General features: G+C 60.7%; 25 protein-coding genes. 18 read left to right on the top strand and 7 right to left on the bottom strand.

The window, feature by feature from the left end:
• The first annotated feature begins 52 nt into the window (after positions 1-52).
• Complete coding sequence (locus tag J2T55_RS07685) at positions 53-1,351, top strand: [protein-PII] uridylyltransferase family protein (RefSeq protein WP_259055354.1); 1,299 nt, start codon at positions 53-55, stop codon at positions 1,349-1,351.
• A gap of 26 nt (positions 1,352-1,377) precedes the next feature.
• Entirely contained in the window at positions 1,378-2,718 is a 1,341-nt protein-coding gene (locus J2T55_RS07680) for a [protein-PII] uridylyltransferase family protein (protein WP_259055352.1), read from the top strand.
• A gap of 24 nt (positions 2,719-2,742) precedes the next feature.
• Here the strand turns inward: J2T55_RS07680 and J2T55_RS07675 are convergent, their stop codons facing one another.
• Positions 2,743-3,195, bottom strand: coding sequence for a protein tyrosine phosphatase family protein (locus J2T55_RS07675; RefSeq protein WP_259055350.1), 453 nt, complete (start codon positions 3,193-3,195; stop codon positions 2,743-2,745).
• A 118-nt stretch (positions 3,196-3,313) separates the two neighbouring features.
• Here J2T55_RS07675 and J2T55_RS07670 point away from each other — a divergent pair, with 118 nt between their 5' ends.
• Together J2T55_RS07670 and J2T55_RS07665 are read left to right on the top strand one after the other, a co-directional pair.
• A complete protein-coding gene (locus tag J2T55_RS07670) occupies positions 3,314-4,069 on the top strand; it encodes an SDR family NAD(P)-dependent oxidoreductase (RefSeq protein ID WP_259055348.1) in 756 nt (251 codons plus the stop codon).
• A gap of 40 nt (positions 4,070-4,109) precedes the next feature.
• Positions 4,110-5,498 (top strand): sensor domain-containing diguanylate cyclase, encoded by a 1,389-nt coding sequence (locus J2T55_RS07665; RefSeq protein ID WP_259055346.1) that lies wholly within the window; start codon positions 4,110-4,112, stop codon positions 5,496-5,498.
• Between the two features lie 4 nt (positions 5,499-5,502).
• Here J2T55_RS07665 and J2T55_RS07660 read toward each other — a convergent pair whose 3' ends face one another.
• Positions 5,503-6,018 carry an adenine phosphoribosyltransferase gene (locus tag J2T55_RS07660; protein WP_259055344.1) on the bottom strand — a complete coding sequence of 172 codons (516 nt, stop codon included), beginning with the start codon at positions 6,016-6,018 and terminating at the stop codon, positions 5,503-5,505.
• Between the two features lie 64 nt (positions 6,019-6,082).
• Between J2T55_RS07660 and J2T55_RS07655 the strand changes: the two genes are divergently transcribed.
• From J2T55_RS07655 to J2T55_RS07645, 3 genes are all read left to right on the top strand, one after another.
• Positions 6,083-6,481, top strand: coding sequence for a DoxX family protein (locus J2T55_RS07655; RefSeq protein WP_259055342.1), 399 nt, complete (start codon positions 6,083-6,085; stop codon positions 6,479-6,481).
• Positions 6,482-6,533: 52 nt separating this feature from the next.
• On the top strand, positions 6,534-7,178 hold the full coding sequence (nfi, locus tag J2T55_RS07650) for a deoxyribonuclease V (protein WP_259055340.1): 645 nt from the start codon (positions 6,534-6,536) through the stop codon (positions 7,176-7,178).
• 63 nt (positions 7,179-7,241) lie between these two features.
• Positions 7,242-7,943, top strand: a complete 702-nt coding sequence (locus J2T55_RS07645) for a protein-L-isoaspartate(D-aspartate) O-methyltransferase (protein WP_259055338.1) — start codon at positions 7,242-7,244, stop codon at positions 7,941-7,943.
• A 149-nt stretch (positions 7,944-8,092) separates the two neighbouring features.
• Here J2T55_RS07645 and J2T55_RS07640 read toward each other — a convergent pair whose 3' ends face one another.
• Together J2T55_RS07640 and J2T55_RS07635 are read right to left on the bottom strand one after the other, a co-directional pair.
• A complete protein-coding gene (locus tag J2T55_RS07640) occupies positions 8,093-10,312 on the bottom strand; it encodes an AMP-binding protein (RefSeq protein WP_259055337.1) in 2,220 nt (739 codons plus the stop codon).
• Between the two features lie 76 nt (positions 10,313-10,388).
• Complete coding sequence (locus J2T55_RS07635; RefSeq protein WP_259055335.1) at positions 10,389-12,008, bottom strand: LysM peptidoglycan-binding domain-containing protein; 1,620 nt, start codon at positions 12,006-12,008, stop codon at positions 10,389-10,391.
• Positions 12,009-12,160: 152 nt separating this feature from the next.
• Here J2T55_RS07635 and J2T55_RS07630 point away from each other — a divergent pair, with 152 nt between their 5' ends.
• The 3 genes from J2T55_RS07630 (at position 12,161) to dnaQ (ending at position 14,302) form a co-directional block, all read left to right on the top strand.
• Complete coding sequence (locus J2T55_RS07630) at positions 12,161-12,925, top strand: class I SAM-dependent methyltransferase (RefSeq protein WP_259055333.1); 765 nt, start codon at positions 12,161-12,163, stop codon at positions 12,923-12,925.
• Positions 12,922-13,371 (top strand): ribonuclease HI, encoded by a 450-nt coding sequence (gene rnhA / locus J2T55_RS07625; protein WP_259055330.1) that lies wholly within the window; start codon positions 12,922-12,924, stop codon positions 13,369-13,371. Before J2T55_RS07630 ends, rnhA begins: the two co-directional genes overlap by 4 nt.
• 205 nt (positions 13,372-13,576) lie before the next feature.
• A complete protein-coding gene (dnaQ, locus tag J2T55_RS07620) occupies positions 13,577-14,302 on the top strand; it encodes a DNA polymerase III subunit epsilon (RefSeq protein ID WP_259055328.1) in 726 nt (241 codons plus the stop codon).
• A 17-nt stretch (positions 14,303-14,319) separates the two neighbouring features.
• Here the strand turns inward: dnaQ and grxD are convergent, their stop codons facing one another.
• Positions 14,320-14,652, bottom strand: a complete 333-nt coding sequence (gene grxD, locus J2T55_RS07615) for a Grx4 family monothiol glutaredoxin (protein ID WP_259055326.1) — start codon at positions 14,650-14,652, stop codon at positions 14,320-14,322.
• Positions 14,653-14,749: 97 nt separating this feature from the next.
• Positions 14,750-16,282, bottom strand: a complete 1,533-nt coding sequence (locus J2T55_RS07610) for a hydantoinase B/oxoprolinase family protein (RefSeq protein ID WP_259055324.1) — start codon at positions 16,280-16,282, stop codon at positions 14,750-14,752.
• A gap of 155 nt (positions 16,283-16,437) precedes the next feature.
• Between J2T55_RS07610 and J2T55_RS07605 the strand changes: the two genes are divergently transcribed.
• From J2T55_RS07605 to rpoS, 7 genes are all read left to right on the top strand, one after another.
• Positions 16,438-17,022, top strand: coding sequence for a superoxide dismutase (locus J2T55_RS07605; protein ID WP_259055322.1), 585 nt, complete (start codon positions 16,438-16,440; stop codon positions 17,020-17,022).
• Positions 17,023-17,187: 165 nt separating this feature from the next.
• The gene (locus J2T55_RS07600) at positions 17,188-18,366 is read left to right on the top strand and encodes an acetylornithine transaminase (RefSeq protein ID WP_259055320.1); all 1,179 of its coding nucleotides are present in this window, start codon (positions 17,188-17,190) and stop codon (positions 18,364-18,366) included.
• A 2-nt stretch (positions 18,367-18,368) separates the two neighbouring features.
• Positions 18,369-19,286, top strand: a complete 918-nt coding sequence (argF, locus tag J2T55_RS07595) for an ornithine carbamoyltransferase (protein WP_259055319.1) — start codon at positions 18,369-18,371, stop codon at positions 19,284-19,286.
• 111 nt (positions 19,287-19,397) lie between these two features.
• Positions 19,398-20,156, top strand: a complete 759-nt coding sequence (gene surE / locus J2T55_RS07590) for a 5'/3'-nucleotidase SurE (RefSeq protein WP_259055317.1) — start codon at positions 19,398-19,400, stop codon at positions 20,154-20,156.
• On the top strand, positions 20,149-20,823 hold the full coding sequence (locus J2T55_RS07585; protein ID WP_259055315.1) for a protein-L-isoaspartate(D-aspartate) O-methyltransferase: 675 nt from the start codon (positions 20,149-20,151) through the stop codon (positions 20,821-20,823). Before surE ends, J2T55_RS07585 begins: the two co-directional genes overlap by 8 nt.
• Positions 20,824-21,720 (top strand): peptidoglycan DD-metalloendopeptidase family protein, encoded by an 897-nt coding sequence (locus tag J2T55_RS07580; RefSeq protein WP_259055313.1) that lies wholly within the window; start codon positions 20,824-20,826, stop codon positions 21,718-21,720.
• A gap of 26 nt (positions 21,721-21,746) precedes the next feature.
• Positions 21,747-22,790, top strand: coding sequence for an RNA polymerase sigma factor RpoS (gene rpoS / locus J2T55_RS07575; protein ID WP_259055312.1), 1,044 nt, complete (start codon positions 21,747-21,749; stop codon positions 22,788-22,790).
• Positions 22,791-22,846: 56 nt separating this feature from the next.
• On the opposite strand, the gene J2T55_RS07570 is transcribed toward rpoS, so the two are convergent.
• Positions 22,847-23,284: an Mth938-like domain-containing protein gene (locus J2T55_RS07570; RefSeq protein ID WP_259055309.1), complete on the bottom strand. Its 438-nt coding sequence runs from the start codon at positions 23,282-23,284 to the stop codon at positions 22,847-22,849.
• A 45-nt stretch (positions 23,285-23,329) separates the two neighbouring features.
• Here J2T55_RS07570 and adk point away from each other — a divergent pair, with 45 nt between their 5' ends.
• Positions 23,330-23,995: an adenylate kinase gene (gene adk / locus J2T55_RS07565; RefSeq protein ID WP_259055307.1), complete on the top strand. Its 666-nt coding sequence runs from the start codon at positions 23,330-23,332 to the stop codon at positions 23,993-23,995.
• The last annotated feature ends 57 nt before the right edge of the window (positions 23,996-24,052 follow it).

Below are 24,052 nucleotides of genomic sequence, written 5' to 3'. Positions count from 1 at the left end.
CGCGGATTGCGGCCGGCAGGGGCGCCGTTGAATCGGCGGAGTGAGTGCGAGCATGACGAGCGGTTTTTCAAGCCAACTGGAACAGAGTATCGCGCATTCGCCGGTCCCCGAGGTCACCGCGCGACGGCTGGAACAGATGCAGGATGAGCCTGCGCTCTGGCAGACCGTCGAGGCATTATCGGCCGAGCAGCAGGCGGAACTCGTCGAGGTCGTCGGTGTTTCCAATTTTCTGCATCGCTTCATCTGCAGCCACGGCGATTGCCTGGCGGATTTTCGCCAGTCAGCGGCGACCCCGCATAGCCTGAACGGCGAGCAGGATATGGCCGGGCTGCGGCGCTACAAGTACCGCGAGCTGTTGCGCCTGACGCGCCTGGACCTGAGTGCCGGTGAAGCCGACTATCCACAGGTGCTTGATGGCTTGACGCGGCTGGCGGAACAGATCCTCGGTCGCGGTCTCGGGCTCATCGCAAGTGACTATGGCGAGCCGCCGCTGTGTGTCTTTGGTCTTGGCAAGCTGGGTGCGGCGGAACTGAATTTCAGTTCCGACATCGACCTGATCTTTGTCACCCAGAACTGCGAGGATTTTGCCGCCGATGTCGACGATTACCAGAAGCATGTCATTGACATCATCCGCCGGTTAAGCCGCGCGCTGGAAGAGCAGACCGCCGATGGTTTTCTCTACCGCGTCGATCTGAAACTGCGGCCCTGGGGACGCAGTGGCCCGCTGGCGATGTCGGTCGATGAAACCGAACAGTACTATGAGGCCAGCAGTGAAGCCTGGGAACGTTTTGCCTGGTTGCGGGCGCGTGTCGTGGCTGGCAGCGAGGATCTGGGTGCGGATCTGCTGGGTCGCCTGCAACCGTTTATCTTCAGCCGTTCGCTGGCAGCCTCGGATCTGGATCGGTTTCTGCAAATCAAGAGCGATATGGCCCGAATGCGTCGCCGCAGCGGCAGCTGGAACGTCAAGGTCGGTGCCGGCGGTATCCGCGATATCGAGTTTTTCGTGCAGATGCTGCAGATGGTCAACGGCGGCCGGCACGAGGCACTGCGCACGACCAATACGCTGCAGTCCATGCAGGCGCTGATCGATCTCGGCCTGCTGGATGCCGACGAGGCGGCTGCCATACGCCGCAGTTACCTGTTTTTGCGGCGCCTGGAAAACCGTCTGCAGATGATCGATGAACGCCAGACGCACGATTTACCCGACGACCGGCAACAGCGGCTCATGCTGGCACGCTCGCTCGGCTTTGACGACAGCAACGGCGAAGCCCTGGCGGCGTTCGAGGATCAGCTGCTGGAACACCAGACCCTGGCGCGCAGCTGTTTCGAGCGCATTCTGCCGGAACAATAAGCGCTACCGATAACCGGAACGGGACCATGTCACTACAGCAACAACTGGATGCAGACAGCCGCCAGGCACTGGCCGAGGCTTGGCATGCGGATTCCGCGGCCGCCAGCCTTGAACGCTGGCAGGAGCTGTGCGAGCAGCAGGACTGGGGCAAGATTCCGAACGATCTGCCGCTTTTGATCCGCGTCTTCGGTGCCAGCTGGTATTTCACCCGGTTCGTGTTTTATCGCGGTTCGGCCATCACCGACATCATCGATGCCGATCCGCGTCCGGCGCTGCAGCGCGAGGCCATGCAGGCACGAATGCAGGCGATCGATATCGAGCAGTCGCCGGACAGCGCCATGGAGGCGCTGCGCATCGTCAAAAACGAAATCATGCTGCAGATCCTGCTGGCCGAATTGCGCCAGTTGCAGCACCAGGCCAGGCAGGAAGCGTGCCTGACCGACCTGGCGGAACTGACGCTGGATACGGCGCTGCGCATTTACATGCATCACACGGCACCGGGGCTCGAAGAGCATCTGGCGGTGCTGGGCATGGGGCGCATGGCCGGAGCCGAGATGAACTTCGGTTCCGATCTCGACCTGATCTTTCTCTATCCCGACGATGTGCCGGAATTGTTCGAGCAGGCGTCGAAACTGGTGCGTGCGCTGTTGCGCGGCATTGCCATGGCGGCACCGGCCGGCAGTCTCTACGAGGTCGACATGCGCCTGCGGCCGCATGGTGCCGCCGGCGTACTGGTCACTTCGGCGGATGCCTTCCGTGACTATCATTGCAGCGAACGCGACATCTGGCAGCGCCAGCTGATGACCCGTTGCCGGCCGGTGATCGAGGCCGATGGCCTGGCCGGGCGCGTGCTCGCCGACGTCCAGCCGCATATCTACGCCGACTACGATCCGGAGCGCCTGCGGGTAGAAGTCCGCGATATGCGCGCGCGGGTCGAACATGAACTCGGCAGTCCGGCCGGGCGTTTCGAGTTGAAGCGCGGCCGCGGCGGGGTTATGGACATCGACTTCATCAGTCACTATCTGCAGTTATTGTACGGCCATCATGACAGTGATCTGCAGACGCCGAGTACGCGCACTGCGCTCGAGCGGCTTAGCCAGCGACAACGGTTGTCAGACGCGCATTGCGAGTGTCTGTTGCGCGGTTATGATTTTCTCAAGCGCATGGAGGCACGCCTGCGCGTGTTCGACATGAAACCGGTCAGCTCGATAGCGCGCGATCCGGAGTCCCTGACAACGCTGGCGCGGGCGCTGGATTACCAGGCCGAAGATGACGTCGCTGCCGCCCGACAGCTGCTCGGTGACTATCATGACGTTACGGCGGCTGTGCGCCGCGCATTCGACGAGGTCACGGCCGCGACGGACTGATATTCACCGGCGTGGCGGCGTTACTTACGCCTGCTTCAGCGTTGTATCGATAAATTCACGCCAGACCGGGTCCGGCTGCCAGACCGCTTCCAGGTCGTGTAGCGCCGTGGCACGGTCGACACCGGCGTCGATGACGCGATACAGGAAGATGAAACTGGAAACGCGCCAGTTCATGGCGCAATGCACAAACACACGTTGTTGTTCACGTTCCCGCAGGTGCCGGCGAAATGCCTCGAAATCGTCGCTGCGGGGATTCTTGAAGTCGACTGGCAGGGCAATGTATTCGAGCCCATGGCGTGCCGCCAGTGCCGGTTCATCAGCCAGCGCGTGCGGCGAGTCGGGACGCGCCAGGTTGATGACAGAGTCAAAATGCCCGGCCAGTAACGGGTACTGGTTCACATCTGGCTGACCGGCTGTCGCCAGATGCGGGCTGATACGGCGATAATTGCGGATGGCCTGCAGGGCGGTTTCGGACATGAACGTCTTTCTATCACAGTCCCCGGTCACTGTCAGGATCCATCAATTGTCCTTGTACACTGCGTCTCGGTTACACTGCAGCCGGCTCAATCAATAATCCTTGTTAATGGAGTGGAAAGTGAAGCGTCTGCAGAACAGGACAGCGGTGGTTACCGGTGCCAGCAGCGGTATCGGTGCGGCGATTGCGCAACGCCTTGCAGCTGAAGGCGCCCACGTGGTGGTCAATTACCGCCGGTCGGCAGAGCGTGCCCAGGCGATCGTCGATACGATCACCGCAGACGGCGGTCAGGCCCAGGCGATACAGGCCGATGTGGCCGACGCCGATGCGGTGCGCGCACTGGTTGCCGGCGCACAGGCGGCGCTCGGTAACATCGACATCTGGGTCAACAATGCCGGCGCCGATATTCTGACCGGCCCGGCCAGTGAACTCGACGATGCCGCCAAGCTCGAGCAGTTACTGAGCGTGGACCTGCGCGGTACCATGGAATGCTGCTGGGCGGTGGCGCCCTTGATGACCGCAGCCGGCCAGGGCGTCATCATCAATACCAGCTGGAGTCAGGCGTTGACCGGCATGGTCGGTCGCAATCCCGAACTGTTTGCCGCGGTCAAGGCGGGTATCATCGGCTATAGTCGCTGCCTGGCCAAGAATCTCGCGCCGACGGTGCGGGTCAATATCATTGCGCCGGGCTGGATCGAGACCGAATTCATCCGCGATCACATGCCGGACGATTACCGTGCCGGAGTACTGGAAGGCGTTCCGCTTAAACGCATGGGACAACCGGAGGACGTGGCCGCCGCGGCGCTGTATCTGGCCAGCGACGACAGTCACTACCTGACCGGGCAGATCATCAATATCAATGGCGGCGAAAGTTAGCTGTCAAGCAACCCGCGCATAGCTGTGGAGATGCCAGGCGATGACGCAGAAAAACGATGAAGAAAATCATTATGTCGTCGAAGAGGCGCCGGTCATTCTGTGGATGACTGACGTTGATGGTCACCATATTTATTACAACCGCCTATGGCGCGAGTTTCTGGGACTGGACGAGTCACAGGCGATCGACGAGCATGCCTGGTTAGACGCACTGCATCCGGATGATCGCGACAACTGTCTCGAGACCATCCGGCAACACATGAGTGAGCATAGCCCCATAAAGCTCGTTTACCGGCTACGTGATAGTCATGGGCAGTATTGCTGGATGCTGGACAAGAGTCACCCGATCTACAGGGCCGATGGCAGTTTTATCGGCTATATCGGTGCGGTTGCCGATATCAGTGAGCAAAAGCGTATCGAGGAAATGCTGGCGCAGATGAATGATGATCTCGAGCACGCCAACACCCACGGCCGTCTGCTGCGGCAGATGAATGAACAAATTCAGGTGTGCAGCAATATCGATGAAGTACACTCTGTGATCAATCATTACGCGCCGCGCCTGTTTGCCGATACCGCTGGTGCGCTGTACCTGTTGAACCGGCAAACCCAGATGCTCGAGGCGGTCACCGTATGGGGGGATATCAAAGAAGCCCCCGCCTTCGCCAGGGAGGCGTGCTGGGCCCTGCGCCAGGGCAAGACCTATATCGTCAGGGAGAAGACCACACTGTTCTGCCAGCATTTGAATGAATGTCCGGAGGCGGGCTACCTGTGCATTCCGCTGCTGGCCAGCGGTGATGTACTGGGACTCATCTACCTGCAGAATAACGACAATCAGCGGATCGACGATGAGCGTTATCAGGAATTGCTGCGGAACACGGCGGAAAACCTGTCACTGGCGCTGTCCAGTTTCATGCTGCGCGAGGCCCTGCGCGATCAGTCGGTGCGCGACCCGCTGACCAACCTCTATAACCGTCGTTACATGCAGGAATCGCTGGAGCGCGAAATCGCCCGTGCCCGGCGCAACGAGCAAACCCTGGCCGTGGTCATGATCGACCTGGATCACTTCAAGGCGTTCAATGACGATCATGGCCATGCCATCGGCGACAAGGTTCTAAAGGCGGTCGCCAGCCACTTTATGGAGAATCTGCGTGGTGATGATATCGCGGCGCGTTATGGCGGCGAGGAATTCACGCTGGTGCTGGCCAACATCAGCAAGGCGGCTGCCGTTAAACGGATGGAAAAATTGTGTACCCAGATGCATGCGCTGACGTTCGACGGCCAGCAATCGGTCAATAAACCGCTCAGTATCTCGGTGGGTATCGCGCTATACCCGGAGCACGGTGAACAGCTGGATGAATTGCTCAAGCAGGCTGATACCGCCCTCTATGAGGCCAAGGCGGCCGGCCGTGATCAGGTGTGTGTCGCCGATTGACGCATCAGTAATGCACCAGGCTGTGGACGTGGTAGTCGGCCAGCGCGCTGCGACCGTTCAGGCCGTCCAGTTCAATAATGAAAGCGAGTCCGGCGACCCGGGCGCCGAGTCGTTCAACCAGACGGCAGGATGCGACGGCAGTACCGCCGGTCGCAATCAGGTCATCAATCAGCAGTACCGTATCACGTTCATCGAGGGCATCGGCATGGATTTCCAGGCTGGCAGCGCCGTATTCAAGGTCGTAGCTTTCGCTGATCGTTTCATAGGGCAGTTTGCCCGGCTTGCGCAGGGGCACGAAGCCAGTGCCGAGCGCATCGGCGGCCAGGCCGCCGAAAATGAAGCCACGCGCCTCCATGGCGGCGATGGCGGTAATGCCGGCGTCCCGGTATGGGGCGACCAGCGCGTTGACCGTCTCGCGCAGGCTTTCAGCATCGGCCAGTAGCGGTGTAATATCGCGAAACAGTATGCCGGCCTTGGGAAAATCGGGAATGTCGCGAATGATGTTCTTGAGATGTTCCATGCATGATGCTCCGGGCGGTAATACGTTGCATGATAACCAAAATCGCACTTGATGGGAGATTGAGATGAACCTGGCAAACTGTAACGCTACCCAGAAATACGCCCCGCTGGTCGGGCGCGTACTATTGTCATTGATTTTCATCATTGCCGGCTGGAACAAGATCGGTGGTTTTGAGGGCACGGCCGGTTATATGGCCAGCAAGGGGTTGCCACTGCCGGAGGTGCTGCTGGTGCTGACCATCATCATTGAACTGGGCGGTGGCCTGCTGCTGCTGCTGGGTCTGCAGGCCCGCTGGGCGGCTCTGGCGATCTTCCTGTTTCTGATCCCGGTGACCGTGATTTTCCATCCATTCTGGTCGAACCCGGACGAGTTCAATGCGTTCTTCAAGAACCTTGCCATCATGGGCGGCATGCTCTACGTCGTGGCGCATGGTCCCGGATGTTGCAGTCTCGGCAAATCCTAGACGCTAACCCGAAGCCGGGGACAGATCCTGTCCCCGGCGCTCGGAATCGCCCATGCACAGCTGGGATTTGACGCCGCAGCAGGCCATCAACCTGCAGCAGGAACTGCGCCAGCAGATCATCACCACGGATCAGTTCGGTCCGGTGCGTTATATAGCCGGCGTTGATGTCGGTTTCGAGGATCGCGGCAACACGACCCGGGCGGCGGTCGTGGTCATGGCCTGTCCCGAGCTCGAGGTGGTCGCCAGCGCGATCGCCCGCCAGCCCACGCGTTTGCCCTATATTCCCGGCCTGCTGTCGTTTCGCGAGGTGCCGGCCGTGCTCGAGGCCCTGGAACAGCTGGCACAGCCGCCGGATCTGCTGCTCTGTGACGGTCAGGGTTACGCCCATCCGCGGCGTTTCGGCATTGCCTGCCATCTCGGCCTGTTGACCGGCTTGCCCAGCATTGGCGTGGCCAAGAAACGGCTGATCGGCACACATCACGACGTCACCCCGGAGCGCGGCAGCCAGCAGTATCTTTTTCATCAGCAGGAGATCATAGGCGTGGTACTACGTAACCGGGCGCACGTGAAAACGATCTACGTTTCCAGCGGTCACAAGGTATGTCTGGAAAGCGCTGTACAGTGGGTCGAGGCGACGACCACGCGCTATCGTCTGCCGGAGCCGATCCGCGCGGCGCACAAACTCGCATCGGGTTGAACCATGACTGCACAGTGGATAAACGTATTACTGGTGTCAGGCTTGCTGACGACGGGAATGGCGATGGCGGATGAACGACAGGCCGAACGCGAGCGGATGGTGGACGAGGTGAGCGCACAGGCGCGCGACACCGGCGTCTATACCGGTCGTTCGCGTTTCGATGAGCGCGTGCTGGAGGCACTGCGCCGGGTGCCGCGGCATGCATTCGTACCGACGGCGCAAAAGTCCAATGCTTACCTCAACCGCGCGCTGCCGATCGGTCACGATCAGACCATTTCACAGCCGTTTATTGTCGCACTGATGACCGAGCTGGCGTCGGTCGAAGCCGGCGATCGCGTGCTCGAGGTTGGTACCGGTTCCGGCTACCAGGCGGCAATCCTGGCTGAACTCAGCGATAGCGTTTACAGCATCGAGTTGCTGCCCGAACTGGGTCGGCGCGCAGCCTCGACCCTCACCGAGCTGGGCTACGATGCGATCGAGTTGCGCATTGGTGACGGTTATCAGGGTTGGCCGCAAGCGGCGCCGTTCGATGCGATCATCGTCACTGCGGCACCTCCCGAAATACCGGAGGCGCTGATCGAACAGCTGGCCGTCGGTGGGCGCATGGTGGTACCGGTAGGTGAGCAGGGCACTGCCCAGACCCTGCAGTTGCTGGTCAAGCAGGCCGACGGTTCGATCGAGACCCGCGACGTCATTCCGGTCGGTTTCGTGCCGATGGTCAGGCCGGATGATCAATCAGATACGTCCGCAAATGAACGCGAATAAACGCCAATCAAGCTGATTGTGAAAATGCAGCAATGCTCGGAGCAAAGTAATTGAGCCGAGCTTTTGTTTCTCCGCGTTGCGGCTGCCTTCTCAAAATACCATTACATCATTTTTAAATTTGCGTGTATTCGCATTCATTCGCGGATCGCTTATTGTTGTTTTGAGTTGCTAATCAGCTGTTCAGGATTGTCGATCCAGCTCACGTCGCTGGCGTCGGCGGCTTCGGCCAGCTGTTGCAGGGTGCTGTAGTCGGTCTTGCCGGTGCCGAGTACCGGGATCTCGCTGATGCCGATGATATGCCGCGGCACGTACAGATCGCCGTAACCGTGTTGCCGGGCGTATTCGATCAGCGCCTTGCGATGGGCATCCGGCTCGGTGGTCAGCAACAGAATCTTCTCGCCCTTGTGTTCATCCGTCAGGCTGACGGCCGAATGGCTGGCGTCAGGCCAGACCTTCTGTGCCAGCTCTTCCACTGCGGTCAGTGACACCATCTCGCCGCCAACCTTGGCGAAGCGCTTGGCACGGCCGAGAATCGTGATGTAACCGTCGTCATCGATACTGGCGATGTCGCCGGTGTCATACCAGCCGCGACCGCGTTCGGTTTCCGGCGGCACGAGTTCGCCCGGGCGATCGGCCAGCAGATAGCCGAGCATGACGTTGGGACCGGACACGACCAGCCGGCCGCCTGTTTCGATGCCGTCCACAGGTGCAAGATAGAACTGCATGCCGGTTACCGGCCGGCCGACGGTGCCGATCCGGTTTTCCAGCGGCGTGTTCACGGCGATGACCGGGCTGGTTTCGGTGACGCCGTAGCCCTGGAGAATGCGGATGCCGAAGCGTTCCATCCACAACTGCAGGGTGTCGTCGCGCAACTTTTCAGCACCGGCGACGGTGTAGCGCAGACTGTGGAAATCGAACGGATGCGCGTAGTGGGCATAGCCCTTGAAGAAGGTATTGGTGCCATACAGGATGGTCGCGCCCAGCTCGTAGATCAGTTCCGGTATCTGTCGGTAGTGCAGCGGTGTGGGGTATAGGAACACCTGACTGCCGCCCAGCAATGGCATGATGAAACCGGCATTGAGGCCGAACGAGTGAAACAGCGGCAGGCAGTTGAACACCAGATCGGTCGGTTGGAAATCGATGTGACAGCGGACCTGGGCGTAATTCGCCAACAGGTTGGCATGTGACAGCACCACGCCCTTGGGGACACCCTCGGAACCGGAGGTGAACAGGATAACCGCCGGTTGGTCGGGGTCGCGGTTCCGGGTAATGCGCCGATAGTGGCGGCTGGCGTAACGCGATCGCAGCAGCCCCAGCAGTTTGTCGACCAGCCCGATTTCGGCACGCAGGTCTTCAAGATAACGTACGTCGACGCTGGCGGCGACTTGCTCGACCACGTTTTCCAGACCGGCTTTCTCGATGAACTGGCGCGACGTATAGATGCGTTTGACGTTGCCGGTCTCGCAGGCACGGATGACGCTACGGGCGCCGCCGGTAAAGTTGATCATGGCCGCGATCCGGCCACTGTACTGCAGGGCCAGAAAACCGATCGCCATGGCGTTGCTGTTCGGCAGCATCAGGCCGACGTGTTCGCCGGCATCGGTCTGCCGGCGCAGCGCGCTACCGAGAATCAGGGCGCGTTGCAGCAGCTGGCGATAGCTCAGTCGCTGGCGCTGACTGTCCTCGAGAATGATGCGCTTCGGGCCATTGTCGCGCGCGGCATTGACCATGGCCTGAAAGACAGTCTGGCGCTGATTGAACGTCGCCGCGTGCAATTCGTACATGACGTCCTGCATTTGCTGCACCGCCGACTTGCGCCGTGCCGGGCCCTGCAGCGATGCGTCGATATGGATGCGGCGCGGCGGCAGGATACGCAGGGTGACGCGCGGGAACCAGCGGCACACGCCCTTGCCCTTGAGGTAGGAGAACGGCGAAAACTGCGGGCCGTGAATGCCGATCGGCAGCACCATGGCGTCGGCCTTGTCGGCGACCAGTCCCGGACCCTCGTAAATCTTCATGAGCCCGCCGGTAGTCGTGACGCGGCCTTCCGGGAAGATGACCGCCTTGTTGCCGGCATTCAGATAGCGGATCAGCGATTTCAGCGACAGTGGACTGGCCGGATCCATGCGAAACAGATTGACGAAACGCAGGAAGAAACCGAACCGCGGCTGGCGGGCGATGTTTGAATTGATGGCGAAGGTGGGGGTATCCGGCAGCCAGGCGTACAGCAGCAGGCCGTCGAGCAGGGAGGTATGGTTGGCGACAATGAGCACGCGCTCGCCGGCGTCGTGGTAGTGCTCGAGTCCCTGGCAGTCGACCCGGTAGAGCAGCCGCAACAGGCCGCGCAGTAGCCATTTTACGAATCGCATCGAATCAGTGCCCCAGCTATTGGCCGCTGTCGCTATTCTACGCTGTCTTGCCGGACCGGGGGTGAGGTGTTGCTGTTCAGATGCCCTGGTCGACGTACAGTTCGAGTTCCTGGCCCGGCTTCAGTAGTGCCTGGCTCTGCAGGCTGTTCCATTCACGCAGCGCCGCGACCGAGACCTGGAAACGGCGCGAGATGGACCAGAGTGAATCGCCCTGGCGTACGGTATAGCGTACCTGCTTGCGGCCGGTGGCCTGGCTGCCGTCATCACTGCGGCCGCTGTCGCCGTTGGCCGGGATGCGCAACCGCTGGCCCGGCTGCAGCACGCTGTCGCTGGTCAGGTTGTTGACCTGGGTCAGGGTCGCGACCTTGTGATTGTAACGCCGGGCGATATTCCACAGGTTCTCGCCGCGGCGCACGGTGTGCTGCTTGTTTTCGGCAGCCGATTCGTTGGTCCCGGCCTGCGCCAGTTCTGCCGGTGGTGCGCTGTTTTCCTGGCCGGGTGCCGGTATCAGCAGTTGCTTGCCGGCGCGAATGAGGTTGCCGCGTAATTGGTTGGTCCGTTGCAGGACGGCCACGGTCGTATCGTAGCGATTGGCGATCTGGCCCAGCGTTTCGCCGCGGCGAATCTCGTGGCGCCGCCAGGTGATGCGATCGCTGGCCGGCAGCCTGTTCAGCGCCTGCTCAAATTTTTCCGCCTTGTCCACCGGCAGCAGCAGGCCATGCGGGCCGTCCGGGTCGGTGGCCCAGCGCCGGAAAGCGGGATTGAGCCGCTTCATCTCGGCTTCGCTGATGCCGGCCAGTTCGGCTGCCTTGCTGAGGTCGAGCTGGCCGCCGGTGGCCACCTGGGTGAAGTAGGGTTCGTTGGCGACCGGTTTCAGGTTGACGCCATATTGCTCTGGATTGGCGATGACCTCGACTGTGGCCAGCAATGCCGGCACATAGCCACGTGTTTCATTGGGCAGCGACAAGTGCCAGAAATCGGTCGGGCGGTTACGGTTCGCGTTGCGGCGAATGGCGCGCAGTACGGTGTTTTCGCCGGCATTGTAGCCGGCCAGTGCGTGCAGCCAGTCACCGCTCATTTCGGTGTTCAGGAATTGCAGGTAGTCGAGTGCGGCGCTGGTGGCGGCGGTGACGTCGCGACGACCGTCATACCACCAGTTCTGCTTCAGACCGAAACGCTCGCCGGTGGCGGGGATGAACTGCCAGAGGCCGGCGGCATGACTGCGCGAGTAGGCGCGCGGCTTATAGGCACTTTCGATCACCGGTAGCAGCGCCAGATCCAGCGGCATGCCGCGGGCGTCGAGTTCCTCGACGATATGATGAATATAGGGTGCGGCACGCTCGGCAACGCGACTCATGTAGTCCGCATGCTTTTTGTACCACTCGAGCTTGCGTTGCACCGCCGGCTGGTTGGTATGTCGGTCCAGCGTCAGGCCGGCGCGGATGCGGGCCCAGACATCGTCATGGCTGGCGGCTTCGTCCGCCTCCGGCAAGGGGCTGTCGACCCCCCACTGGTTCGACGGCATCAGGTCCGGTCTGACGGGGCGCACCCGCATTTCGTGTTGATTCCCGGCAGCCTCGGCATCGGCCACCGCCTGATCGTCCGCCGACGGATCGGAAGAGGCGGTTTTCTGACTGGGATTGCTACTACAGGCGCACAGGAACAGGAGTATTGTTATTGTTGTCAGGCGTTTCATACTGAAGCCGGTTTGTTAATTATCGGCCAATGCTATGGGGATGTCCCATCCCGGTCAAGTATAATCAAGCGCTTAGACTGTGATTAATGCATCCGGCGACTGTATTAACCGCGCATTTGAACCTGTTAACCACCCTGGGATGAACTGACGCGATGTCGGTCACACATCTTCGTACACGTCTGCAAGCCTGGTTCGCGCAGCAGCCCGGCGCCAGCCTGTTGCAAATCGAGCAGGACTGGCTCGCGCAACAGCTGCCGGACATGTTCGGTTATCATATTCTTCAGCTCGGCCAGCTCGCCGACATGGATTTGCTGGCGGCCAGCCGCATCGGTCACCGTGCCGTGCTGGCGCTGGATGCCGTCGACGGCCAGCAACCAGCCGTGGTCAGCCGCGGCGAAAGTCTGCCGCTGGCCGCCGACAGTGTCGACGTGCTGGTCTTGCCGCATGTGCTCGAGTTCGAAGTGAATCCGCACCAGGTTTTGCGCGAGTGCGAACGTGTGCTCATTGGCGAGGGGCATGTGCTAATACTGACCTTTAACCCCTGGAGTCTCTGGGGGCTGTCACGGTTGCTGCTCGGCTGGCGTGCGGCACCGCCCTGGAATGGGCATTTTTTCAGTGCCTCGCGACTGCAGGACTGGTTGCGACTGCTGGGGTTTGAAATACTGACTACCCAGCGGCTGTTCTATCGACCGCCGATTGTCCACACGGCGACATTGCAGCGACTGGTCTTCATGGAACAGCTGGGACCGTGGTGCTGGCCATGGTGGGCCGGTGTACATGCCATTGTCGCGAAAAAGCGCGTCATCCCCTTAACCCCCGTGCGCGAATTGTGGCGCCGGCGCCGGCGTCTGATCGCCAACGGGATTGCCGAACCGACCGCACGTAAAAAACAGCCGACAGGAACGCTGACTTCGTGAACAAGATTGAAATATTCACCGACGGCGCCTGCCGTGGCAATCCCGGTCCGGGCGGCTGGGGGGCATTGCTGCGCTGGCGCGATCAGGAAAAGAAACTGGCGGGCGCGGAAGCGCAGACCACCAACAACCGCATGGAACTGTATGCCGCGATTGCGGCGCTGGAATCGCTGAATCGCGACGACTGCCAGGTTGATCTGACCACCGACTCCGAATACCTGCGCCAGGGCATCACCGAGTGGCTGGCGAACTGGAAACGACGCGGCTGGAAAACCGCCGCCAAAAAGCCGGTCAAGAACCAGGATCTATGGCAGCGTCTCGATGCGGCGGTCCAGAAACACACGATCAACTGGCACTGGGTCAAGGGCCACAGCGGTCACCGCGAAAATGAACTGGTCGATCAGCTAGCAAACGAGGCGATTGACAGAATGCTCAGGGGCGAGCAGTGAATGGCAACTGGTGATTTGTGATTGGTAGGAGCGCCGACCGCGCCGCGAAAACAGGTTTGCATACCATGCTGTAACCGAGATCCTGTTCGGCTAGTTAATTGGGCGTTGAAGTTAATTTTTTATTCTTGACATTCAAACGGTGTCGGTCAGGCTTATTTAAATCACTAATCACTAATCACTAATCACTAATCACTAATCACTAATCATGCGCCAAGTAGTCCTGGATACTGAAACCACCGGCCTGGAGCCCAGTCAGGGCCATCGCATCATCGAGATCGGTTGCGTCGAACTGCGCAACCGGCGTCAGACGCAGCGCCAGTTCCACCAATATATCAACCCGGAACGCCAGATCGATGAAGGGGCTTTCGATGTGCACGGCATCGGTAATGACTTCCTCGCCGACAAACCGCGTTTCAGTGACATCGCCAATGACTTCATTGACTTTGTCCGTGACGCCGAGCTGATCATTCACAACGCGCCGTTCGATGTTGCCTTTATCAATGCCGAACTGGAACGGCTCGGCAAGGCCTGGGGTTGTATTGAGGATTACTGCACGGTTACCGATACGCTGGATATGGCGCGCAAGACTTACCCGGGCAAGCGCAACAGCCTGGACGAGTTGTGCAAGCGTCTGGAAGTGGATAATTCACAACGTCAACTGCATGGCGCGTTGCTGGACGCCGAGATACTGCTGGACGTGTACCTGACCATGACCAGTGGCCAGGAGGATTTAACCCTGGTTGCGGGTGGTCACCGACGCATAGATGCCAGTGAACTGCTGGGTGGCGGCGAACGGCCGCAGGTAACGCCGGTGCGGGTACCGGAAGCCGAACTCGAGGCCCACGAACGGCGGCTGGATGAACTGGATGAAAAGTGTGGCGGCGTCTGTGTCTGGCGGCGTACACCAGACCAGACGCCGGACACGGCCTAAAGGACGCCCTCAGTCGTTTAACCGGCGCTGGCCTGCTGGCTGCCCGCACTCTGCGTCATGGTCTGCAGTTCGCCTTTCTGGAACAGCTCCAGCACGATGTCGCAGCCGCCGACGAGTTCGCCGTTGATGAACAGCTGTGGAAAGGTCGGCCAGTGTGAATACTGTGGCAGGTTGGATCGTACTTCCGGCTGCGCCAGCACGTCGACGTAGGCAAACTCGACATTGCAGGCTTTCAGCGCCTCGGCGGTGCGCATCGAAAAGCCGCACTGCGGCATGTCCGGCGTGCCCTTCATGAACAGCACGATTGGGCTGCTTTCAATTGACTGCTTGATTTGTTCCATGACATCCATCGGTAAAACCTCTATACGGAAAATTGGTAGAAGATCGCGTTGCACTGCACACATTTTACCAGTTTCGCGTGATTGGCGCCTAATACGCCTGCGCTGCTCAGCCGTTATCGCCCCAGCCACCGCCGCCCGGGGTTGCCAGTGTCAGTTGGTCGCCGGCAGTGGCGGTCAGGTTGGCCTTGGGCGGCACCGGCGTGTCATTAAACCAGTTCTCGCCGCAGGCGCCCGGTTGCCCGCCGGCAAGTCCCCAGGGCGCGTGGCGGCGGCGCTCGGTCAGCAACGTGATCGAGGTCGCGCCGAGGAACGTGTATTCGCGGATCAGGCCGTTGCCTCCGGATCGGGCACCGCCACCGCCGGAGCCGTCGCGCAGGCTGTAGCGATTGATGCGCAGCGGGTACTGCATTTCAACGATCTCGATCGGCGTGTTCAGCGTATTGGTCATGTGCGTCTGCACGCCGTCGAGGCCGCCACCGTCGCGGCCGGCGCCCATGCCGCCGGCGATGGTCTCGTAATAGTCCCAGCCGTCGCCGCCCATCGCCAGATTGTTCATCGTGCCCTGGCTGGCAGCCGGTATGCGTTCCGGTGCCGCCACGGCCAGTGCGCCGAGTATGACGTCGACGATGCGGCTGCTGGTCTCGACGTTGCCGGCGGCCACCGCTGCCGGTGCATTGGCATTGATCAGGCAGCCGGCCGGCGCGGTGAACGTGATCGGCCGGAAGCTGCCGGCGCAGGCCGGCGTGCGCGCCGGCATCAGGCAGTGCAGGCTGTAATAGACCGCCGCCGCAGTGACTGACAGCGGGCAGTTGATGTTGCCGTCGACCTGCTCGGCGGTGCCGCTGAAGTCGAGCTCGATGGCGCCGTCGTTAACTTTCAGACTGACACGGATGGCGATGTCTTCGCGGCCGAGACCGTCGTCATCCATGACGTCGGCGAAGTCGTAGGCGCCATCGGGCAACTGGCGCAGACCGTCGCGGGCAAGACGCTCGCCGTAGTCGTTCAGGGCTGCCAGCGCGGCAGTAAAATCCGCCGGCCCGCGCGCGTCTATGAGTTCGCCCAGGCGCCGGCGGCCACAGTCGTTGGCGCTGATCTGGGCGCGAAAGTCGGCCTCGGCCTGGGCCGGGTTGTTCAGTGCCTCGAGGATACGGTCGAACACGCCGGCATCGATGTCGCCGGCGCGCAGCAACAGCTGTGGCGACAGCAGCACGCCCTCGTCGGCGAGCTGACTGGTCAACGGCATGGAACCGGGCGTTGCCGCGCCGATGTCGGCGTGGTGGGCGCGGTTGGCGACGAACGCCGCCGGCGCCGTGGCGCCTTGCGGGAATACCGGTGCGATCAGGGTGACGTCGGGCAGGTGGGTGCCGCCCAGGTAGGGGTCGTTGACGATGACCATGTCGCCGGGCTGCCAGTCGAAGCGTCCGACCAGATCCTGCATCGCGTAGGCCATGCTGCCGAGGTGGACCGGAATATGCGCGGCCTGGCCGCAGAGTTGGCCCTGCGGGTCGAATACCGCGCAGGAATAGTCGAGCCGGTCGCGGATATTCGGCGAGAAAGCGGCAAAACGCAACACGGCGCCCATTTCGTCGCAGACGGCCTGGATGCGGCTAGTAAACAGGGACAGTTCGACTGGATCCATACGCTAGCACCGGGATTGCGTGGGGGGTGCGCGGGTGCACGCCATTATCAGGTATCGGTTGGAGACCCCCGCGGCTTTACTTTATACTAGGGCTAAATGATGAAATTATAGTTTCATTAAATTCGCGAGCAAGCACAAAGACTTACGAGGTTGTCATGGAACATAAATTACCTGAGCTGCCGTACGCCAAAGATGCCCTGGCGCCGCATATTTCAGCCGAGACGCTGGAATACCACTACGGCAAGCATCACCAGACCTATGTCGACACACTGAACAAGATGCTGCCGGACAGCGAATTCAAGGAGGCGTCGCTGGAGGACATCATCAAGCAGGCGCCGGCCGGCAAGCTGTTCAACCAGGCCGCACAGGTGTGGAACCACACGTTCTACTGGAACTCGATGTCGCCCAAGGGCGGCAAGGATCCGAGCGGCGATCTGGGCAAGGCGATCGACGATGCCTTCGGTTCTGCCGATGAGTTGCGCAAGCAGTTCAACGAAAAGGCTGTCGGCAACTTCGGTTCCGGCTGGACCTGGCTGGTCGTCAACAAGTCCGGCAAGCTGGAAGTCGTCAATACCGATGATGCCGGCAATCCCCTGCAGGATGATCTGAAACCGATCCTGACCTGCGATGTCTGGGAACACGCCTACTACATCGACTACCGCAATGCCCGGCCGAAGTACCTGGAGGCATTCTGGCAGCTGGTGAACTGGGATTTCGCCGCGCGCAATTTCGGCGGTTAAAAATCCGGCCGGCACTGTAGCGCTGCAGGCCGATTTCCGGCTGCTGCGCTACGGCCTGCCCGAACCCTGTATGGGGCAGCCTGTTCGCGGGCTGCCTTTTTTATTTTGAATCGGTTGTTTGTTGCGTCACTGAACGCGAGTCACGAATAATCCTGAGTGATCGACATGTCGAGTCTGATGACTACCTATGCCCAGCTGGATGTCGCTTTCGAGCGCGGTGCCGGTGCCTGGCTGTATGACCAGCACGGTGAGGCCTATCTCGATGCCCTGAGCGGTATCGCTGTCTGTGGCCTGGGCCATGCGCATCCGGCGCTGGCCGAGGCACTGTCAGCGCAGGCCGGGCGCCTGGTGCATACATCGAACATTTACCGCATTCCGCTGCAGGAACAGCTGGGCGAAAAACTTATCGATGTCGCCGGCATGGATCGGGTTTTCTTCTGCAATTCAGGAGCCGAGGCGAATGAAGCAGCGATCAAGCTGGCACGGCTTTACGGCCATCAGCGCGATGTCAGCCGGCCGAAGATCGTGGTCATGGAAAACGCCTTTCACGGCCGTACCCTGGCAACTCTGAGTGCCACCGGCAGTGTCAAGGTGCAGAAGGGGTTCACGCCGCTGGTACCGGGTTTCGTGCGCGTGCCTTATGGCGACATCGAAGCCGTGGAACGGGCCGCCGCCGAGTATCCGGATATCGTCGCGGTACTGGTCGAGCCGGTGCAGGGCGAGGGCGGTATTCACATTCCGCCGGCGGATTATCTGGGATCGCTGCGGCGCTTGTGCGACGCGCACGAATGGTTGCTGATGCTCGATGAGGTACAGACCGGCATGGGACGAACCGGCCAGTGGTTTGCCTGTCAGCATGAAGCCATTACGCCCGATGTCATGACGCTCGCCAAGGCATTGGGCAATGGCGTGCCGATCGGCGCCTGCCTGGCCAGTGGCCGGGCCGCGGATCTGTTTCAGCCCGGCAATCACGGTTCGACTTTTGGCGGCAATCCGTTCGCGGCACGCGCCGCGCTGACGGTCATCGATACGATTGCCGGCGACGGCCTGGTCGCGCGCGCGGCGGAACTCGGCACGCGTATGCTTACAGGTCTGCAAAATGCGTTGCAGGATCAGCCCGGCGTAACCGCGGTGCGCGGTCACGGACTGATGATCGGTGTTGAACTCGATCGGCCGTGTCAGCAACTCGTAACCGACGCGCTACAGCAACGGCTGTTGATCAACGTCACGGCCGATAAAGTCATTCGCCTGCTGCCACCGCTGATACTGAGCGATGATGAAGCCGATCGTATCGTGGCGGGTGTCAGCGACATCGTGCGGCAATTTTTGAATCAGGGAACATAGCCATGGCGGTAAGACATTTTCTGAGTTTGATGGATCTCGAACGCGATGAACTGGAACGCATCATCCAACGTGCCATCGCGGTGAAGTCCGACGTCCGCCAGGGGCATATAAGCCAGCCGTTGCCGGGTCGCGTGCTGGCGATGATTTTCGAGAAGTCGTCGACGCGCACGCGGGTATCGTTCGAGACGGCAATGGCGCATCTGGGCGGCCACGCCATCTACCTGTCGCCGACCGGTTCGCAGATCGGACGGGGTGAACCGATCGAGGATACGGCACGGGTATTGTCGCAGATGGTCGACTGCATCATGTTGCGTACCTACGATCACGCTACTATCGAGACACTCGCCGCGTATGCCACGGTGCCGGTCATCAACGGCCTGTCGGATACACTGCATCCGTGTCAGCTGCTGGCCGACCTGCAGACCTGGTACGAATACCGGGGCTCGATCCAGGGCCGTACCGTAGCCTGGCTGGGCGATGGCAATAACATGTGCAACTCGTACATCAACGCCGCCCGGCTGCTGGATTTCAAGTTCAATGTTGCCGCACCGGCTGACTATGCGCCGGATGCGGACCGCGTTGCGGAGGCCGGTGACCGCGTCATGGTGACCACGGATCCGCAGGCGGCGGTTGCCGGCGCTGATCTGGTCGTGACCGATGTCTGGGCCAGCATGGGCCAGGAGGAAGAAGCGCAGTCGCGCGCCGCGCTGTTCATGCCTTACCAGGTCAATGCTGCGCTCATGCAGCTGGCGGCACCAGACGCGCTGTTCATGCACTGTCTGCCGGCGCATCGCGGTGAGGAAGTGACGGCGGAGGTGATTGACGGACCACAGAGTGTGGTCTGGGAAGAAGCCGGCAATCGCCTGCATGCGCAGAAAGCGTTGCTGGAGTTTCTGCTGGCTGCGTTGCCGGCTACATAACGCTGCAGATGGACGTGTTGGCTATTCACGGATGCGCCGACACGAGGCACAATAACGTTTTTGCCACAAATCCGCCGCCCTGCCGGGTGGCGCTGGACTGACCTGCCCGACATGCATTTTCTGCTCAGTAACGATGATGGATTTCAGGCCGAGGGCCTTGCCTGTCTGGCCCGGGCCGTCGCGGCCATCGGTACGATCACTGTGGTCGCGCCGGATCGCGATCGTAGCGGCGCCAGCAATTCACTGACGCTGGATATGCCGATCCGGCCGCAACAGGCACCAAACGGTTTCATTTTCGTCAACGGCACGCCCACCGACTGCGTCCATCTGGCCATTACCGGTTTACTCGAAGAGGAGCCGGACATGGTGATCAGCGGCATCAACAATGGCGCCAATCTCGGCGACGACGTGCTCTATTCGGGTACGGTGGCTGCGGCCATGGAAGGACGTTTCCTCGGTATACCGGCGATGGCGGTATCACTGACCGGCAGCGCGCCGCATCATTACGACACAGCGGTACAGGTGGTGCTCAGGCTGGTCGATAACCTGCAAAAGCGGCCCTTGCAGAATGACGTTCTGCTGAACGTGAATATACCGGACGTCCCTTACGCGGAACTGGCTGGCTATGAGGTGACGCGCCTCGGTCACCGGCATAAATCCGAACCCGCGATCCGGGCCCAGGATCCGCGCGGTCGCGATGTTTACTGGGTCGGTCCGGTCGGTGGCGAGGAAGATGCCGGCCCCGGCACGGATTTTCATGCCGTGCGCGCCGGCTGCGTCTCGGTTACGCCCATGCAAGTGGATCTGACCCGTTACAGCAGCATGGAAATGCTCGGCGCGTGGCTGAACGAAGTCGACGCCGATGAATAAACGTTTTACCGGTATCGGCATGACATCGCAGCGGGCACGCGACCGGCTGGTGGAAAAGCTGCGCGCCATGGGCATTCGCGATGAAGGCATACTCGACGCCATGCGCCGTGTGCCACGGCATATTTTCATCGACGAAGCGCTGTCCAGCCGCGCCTATGAAAACACGGCGCTGCCCATCGGTTATGGCCAGACCATCTCGCAGCCGTACATCGTTGCGCGCATGACCGAGGCATTGATGCAGGAGTTGCCACCCGGTCAGACGATGAAGCGGGTCCTCGAGATCGGCACCGGCTGCGGTTACCAGACGGTGATACTGGCCGGTCTGGCGGAACGGATTTACACGGTTGAGCGTATCAGCGCATTACTGGATCGGGCACGTGAGCATTTTCATTCGCTCGGTCTGCGCAACATCCGCACCAAGTACGCCGATGGCAATCTCGGTTGGCCCGAGCAGGGACCGTTCGACGGTATCCTGGTAACAGCGGCACCGATCGGTGTACCGCAACAGTTGCTGGATCAGTTGGCCGTCGGTGGTCGTTTGCTGATCCCGGTCGGGCGCAGTGGTGAGCAGAAGCTGCTGGCGATCACCCGCAAGGCCGATGACAGCTATGAAGAAACGCCGCTGGATATGGTAAGTTTCGTGCCAATGCTGGAAGGGCTTGTCTGAATGCGTACATCGCCATGCACCGGGCGCCATGCTTTGCCTTTGGCCGGTGTCTGGGTCGTATTGCTGCTGATGGCGTTTGTATACGGTTGTGCCGGCAGTGGCCGGGCGCCGGTCAGTGGCCCCGGGGTGACGGCGCGCGACGCTGACAGCAGCCAGCAGCGCGCTCGTGAGCAACGTGCGATACCGGCCAGTGGTCAGCATATCGTCAGCCGTGGCGACACACTTTATGGTGTGGCCTGGCGCTACGGGCTCGACTATCGCAATGTCGCCCGCTGGAACAACATTCGTCAGCCGTACACCATCTATCCCGGCGATCGCATCCGTCTGCGACCGCCAACCGGCCAGTCGGTCGCGGCTGCGGCCAAGACAACACGCGGTGCGCCGTCACCGCCGCTGAGCCGTTCCAGTACTGATAAAAAGCCGTCACCGCCGCTGCCGCGCAGCGAGGCGAAACAACAACCCGAACAGCGCCGGCAGGCTGCGGCCCAACCCACTGGCGGCGACAAACAGGCGGCTGCTGACGGGCCGGTGCAGTGGTCATGGCCGACCGAAGGCAAGCTGGTGCGGGCGAAATCGCCAACCGGCGAAAAGGGCATCAAGATCAGCGGCCGCCTGAAACAGCCGATCGCTGCTGCCGCCGCCGGCCAGGTGGTGTACAGTGGGAGTGGACTTATCGGCTACGGAAAGCTTATTATCATCAAACACAATGCCACATACCTCAGTGCCTATGCGCACAACAATGAGTTGCTTGTTAAAGAAGGTGACAGTGTCAAGGGCGGTCAGAAAATTGCGACAATGGGGGCAGCCAGTGATGGTGCTGCCGCTTTGCATTTTGAGATACGCCGCGACGGTCAGCCCATCGATCCACTCCAACATCTGCCGGACCGGCAGGGTTAGCGTTAACCGCTGATCCCTGTTTACTCATGCCTCGCGTCGATTCCAAGGAAAGCCAGACTAACGAGGAAGAGAATCCCTCCGAGATTTATGACAGCGACGTCGAACAGTTCGCTGACAACGACAAGGGCGCCGATTTTGAGGCCGATGACGGCGACACCGAACCCGAAGCGGTCACCGCCCCTGCTACGGCTGAAACGAAGAGTTCCTACAGCGCCGGCACCATTCCCGAGGGCGAGCTCGACGCCACCCGCCTGTATCTGAGCGAAATCGGTTTTTCGCCGCTGCTGAGCGCGGAAGAGGAGGTCTACTACGCGCGGCTGTCGCGCAAGGGTGATCCGGCCGCGCGCCGGCGCATGATCGAGAGCAATCTGCGGCTGGTCGTGAAAATCGCGCGGCGTTACATGAACCGCGGCCTGGCGCTGCTGGATTTGATCGAGGAGGGCAATCTCGGTCTGATTCGCGCGGTCGAGAAGTTCGATCCGGAAAAGGGTTTCCGGTTTTCCACCTACGCCACCTGGTGGATCCGCCAGACCATCGAGCGGGCGCTGATGAACCAGACCCGTACAGTGCGTTTGCCGATCCACGTCGTCAAGGAAATCAATATCTACCTGCGTGCCGCGCGCAAGCTCGCACAGCAGCTGGATCGTGAACCCAATCCGGAAGACGTCGCGCAAATGCTGGATCGGCCGATCGAGGAGGTGAAACGCATGCTCGGTCTGAACGAGCGCGTTACCTCGGTGGATACCCCGGCCGGCTATGACTCCGACAAGTCCCTGCTCGACATGATCCCCGACGAGCACAACCTCGATCCCTCGTTGCTGTTGCAAAATAGCGACATCCAACGCCATATCGATACCTGGTTATCCCAGCTTACCGACAAGCAGTGTGCCGTGGTCGAACATCGTTTCGGTCTGCATGGCCGCGAAGTCGCGACGCTGGAAGAAATCGGCAATGAACTCGGCGTCACGCGCGAGCGCGTGCGCCAGATCCAGATCGAGGCGATCAAGCGTCTGCGGCAGATACTCGAGCGTGAGGGTTTCTCGGTCGAGGCGCTGTTTTCAGAGAGCTAGCGCGGTAATCAGTGACTGGTGCATAGTGATTGACAATACCGACGCACGGTATTCGGTCACCGTTCATTGATTGTGCCTGCGTCCCCGGTCTCGATCATCATCAACGCCGCCACGACGCGCCGGCCCTCGGTGGCCAGCACGTTATAACAGCGACACGCGGCACCGGTGTCCATGATCTCGTAGCCGAACTCGCCGTTCAGCAACGGCTGCAGCACGTCATTGGCGGGAAAATGCAGGTGCCGGCCGGTACCGATGATGATGATCTCCGGCTGCAGTTCGATGACCGCATCAAGATGATGCGCCGCAAGATCGGACCACTGTTGCGGCGGCCAGTCACTGACAAGCTGCTCGGGGCTGACAATAAGGCTCGTGTTATAGTGCCGCTCGGCAATAACGATCTGGCCGGGGCTGTAGGCCTCTATGCGATTGCCGGCATCGGCCTGACTGTCGAGTTCTATTTTCACGCTGACCGAAAAATCGCAGAATTCCCGCATTAAATAACATAGCACCCTGACAACATCAAACTGGAGGAGAACGCAGTGAAACTGATTCTGCTAGGGCCGCCCGGTGCCGGTAAAGGTACCCAGGCCACATACATCAAGGAACATTTCGGCATTCCGCAGATATCCACCGGCGATATGCTGCGTGCCGCGGTCAAGGCCGGCACACCGCTGGGCCAGCAGGCCAAGCAGGTCATGGATGCCGGCGAGCTGGTTTCCGACGACCTGATTCTGGCCCTGGTCGAGGAGCGTGTGCAGCAGTCCGATTGCGCCAACGGTTTCATGATGGACGGTTTCCCGCGCACTCTTGCACAGGCCGAGGGATTGAAGGCAACCGGCATCACCATCGACTGTGTGCTTGAGCTGAAGGCCGATGATGAGGAAATCATCCGCCGCATGAGTGGCCGACGTGTGCATCCGGATTCCGGCCGCACCTATCATGTCGAGTTCAACCCGCCCGAGAATCCCGGCTATGACGATGTGACCGGCGAGCCCCTGATTCAGCGCGATGACGACAAGGAAGCAACCGTGCGCAAGCGCCTGGAGGTCTACCATGAACAGACCGAGCCGCTGGTGGGCTATTACAAAAAATGGCTTGAAACAAAGGCTGCCGACGCGCCGCAGTACATCGAGATAGACGGTATGCAATCGGTTGATGCGGTCAAACAACAGGTCATAGAGGCGCTGGAGCGGTGCGGTCGATAGCTTATGTCGGCTTGCATGAACGCTGATCGATGAACCGATCGTAGCGTTAGTGGACCG

It is taken from the genome of Methylohalomonas lacus (assembly GCF_024808875.1).
Lineage (GTDB): Bacteria > Pseudomonadota > Gammaproteobacteria > Methylohalomonadales > Methylohalomonadaceae > Methylohalomonas > Methylohalomonas lacus.
The sequence above is the reverse complement of the archived record's forward strand: the minus strand, read 5'-3'. Positions and strand labels throughout refer to the sequence as shown.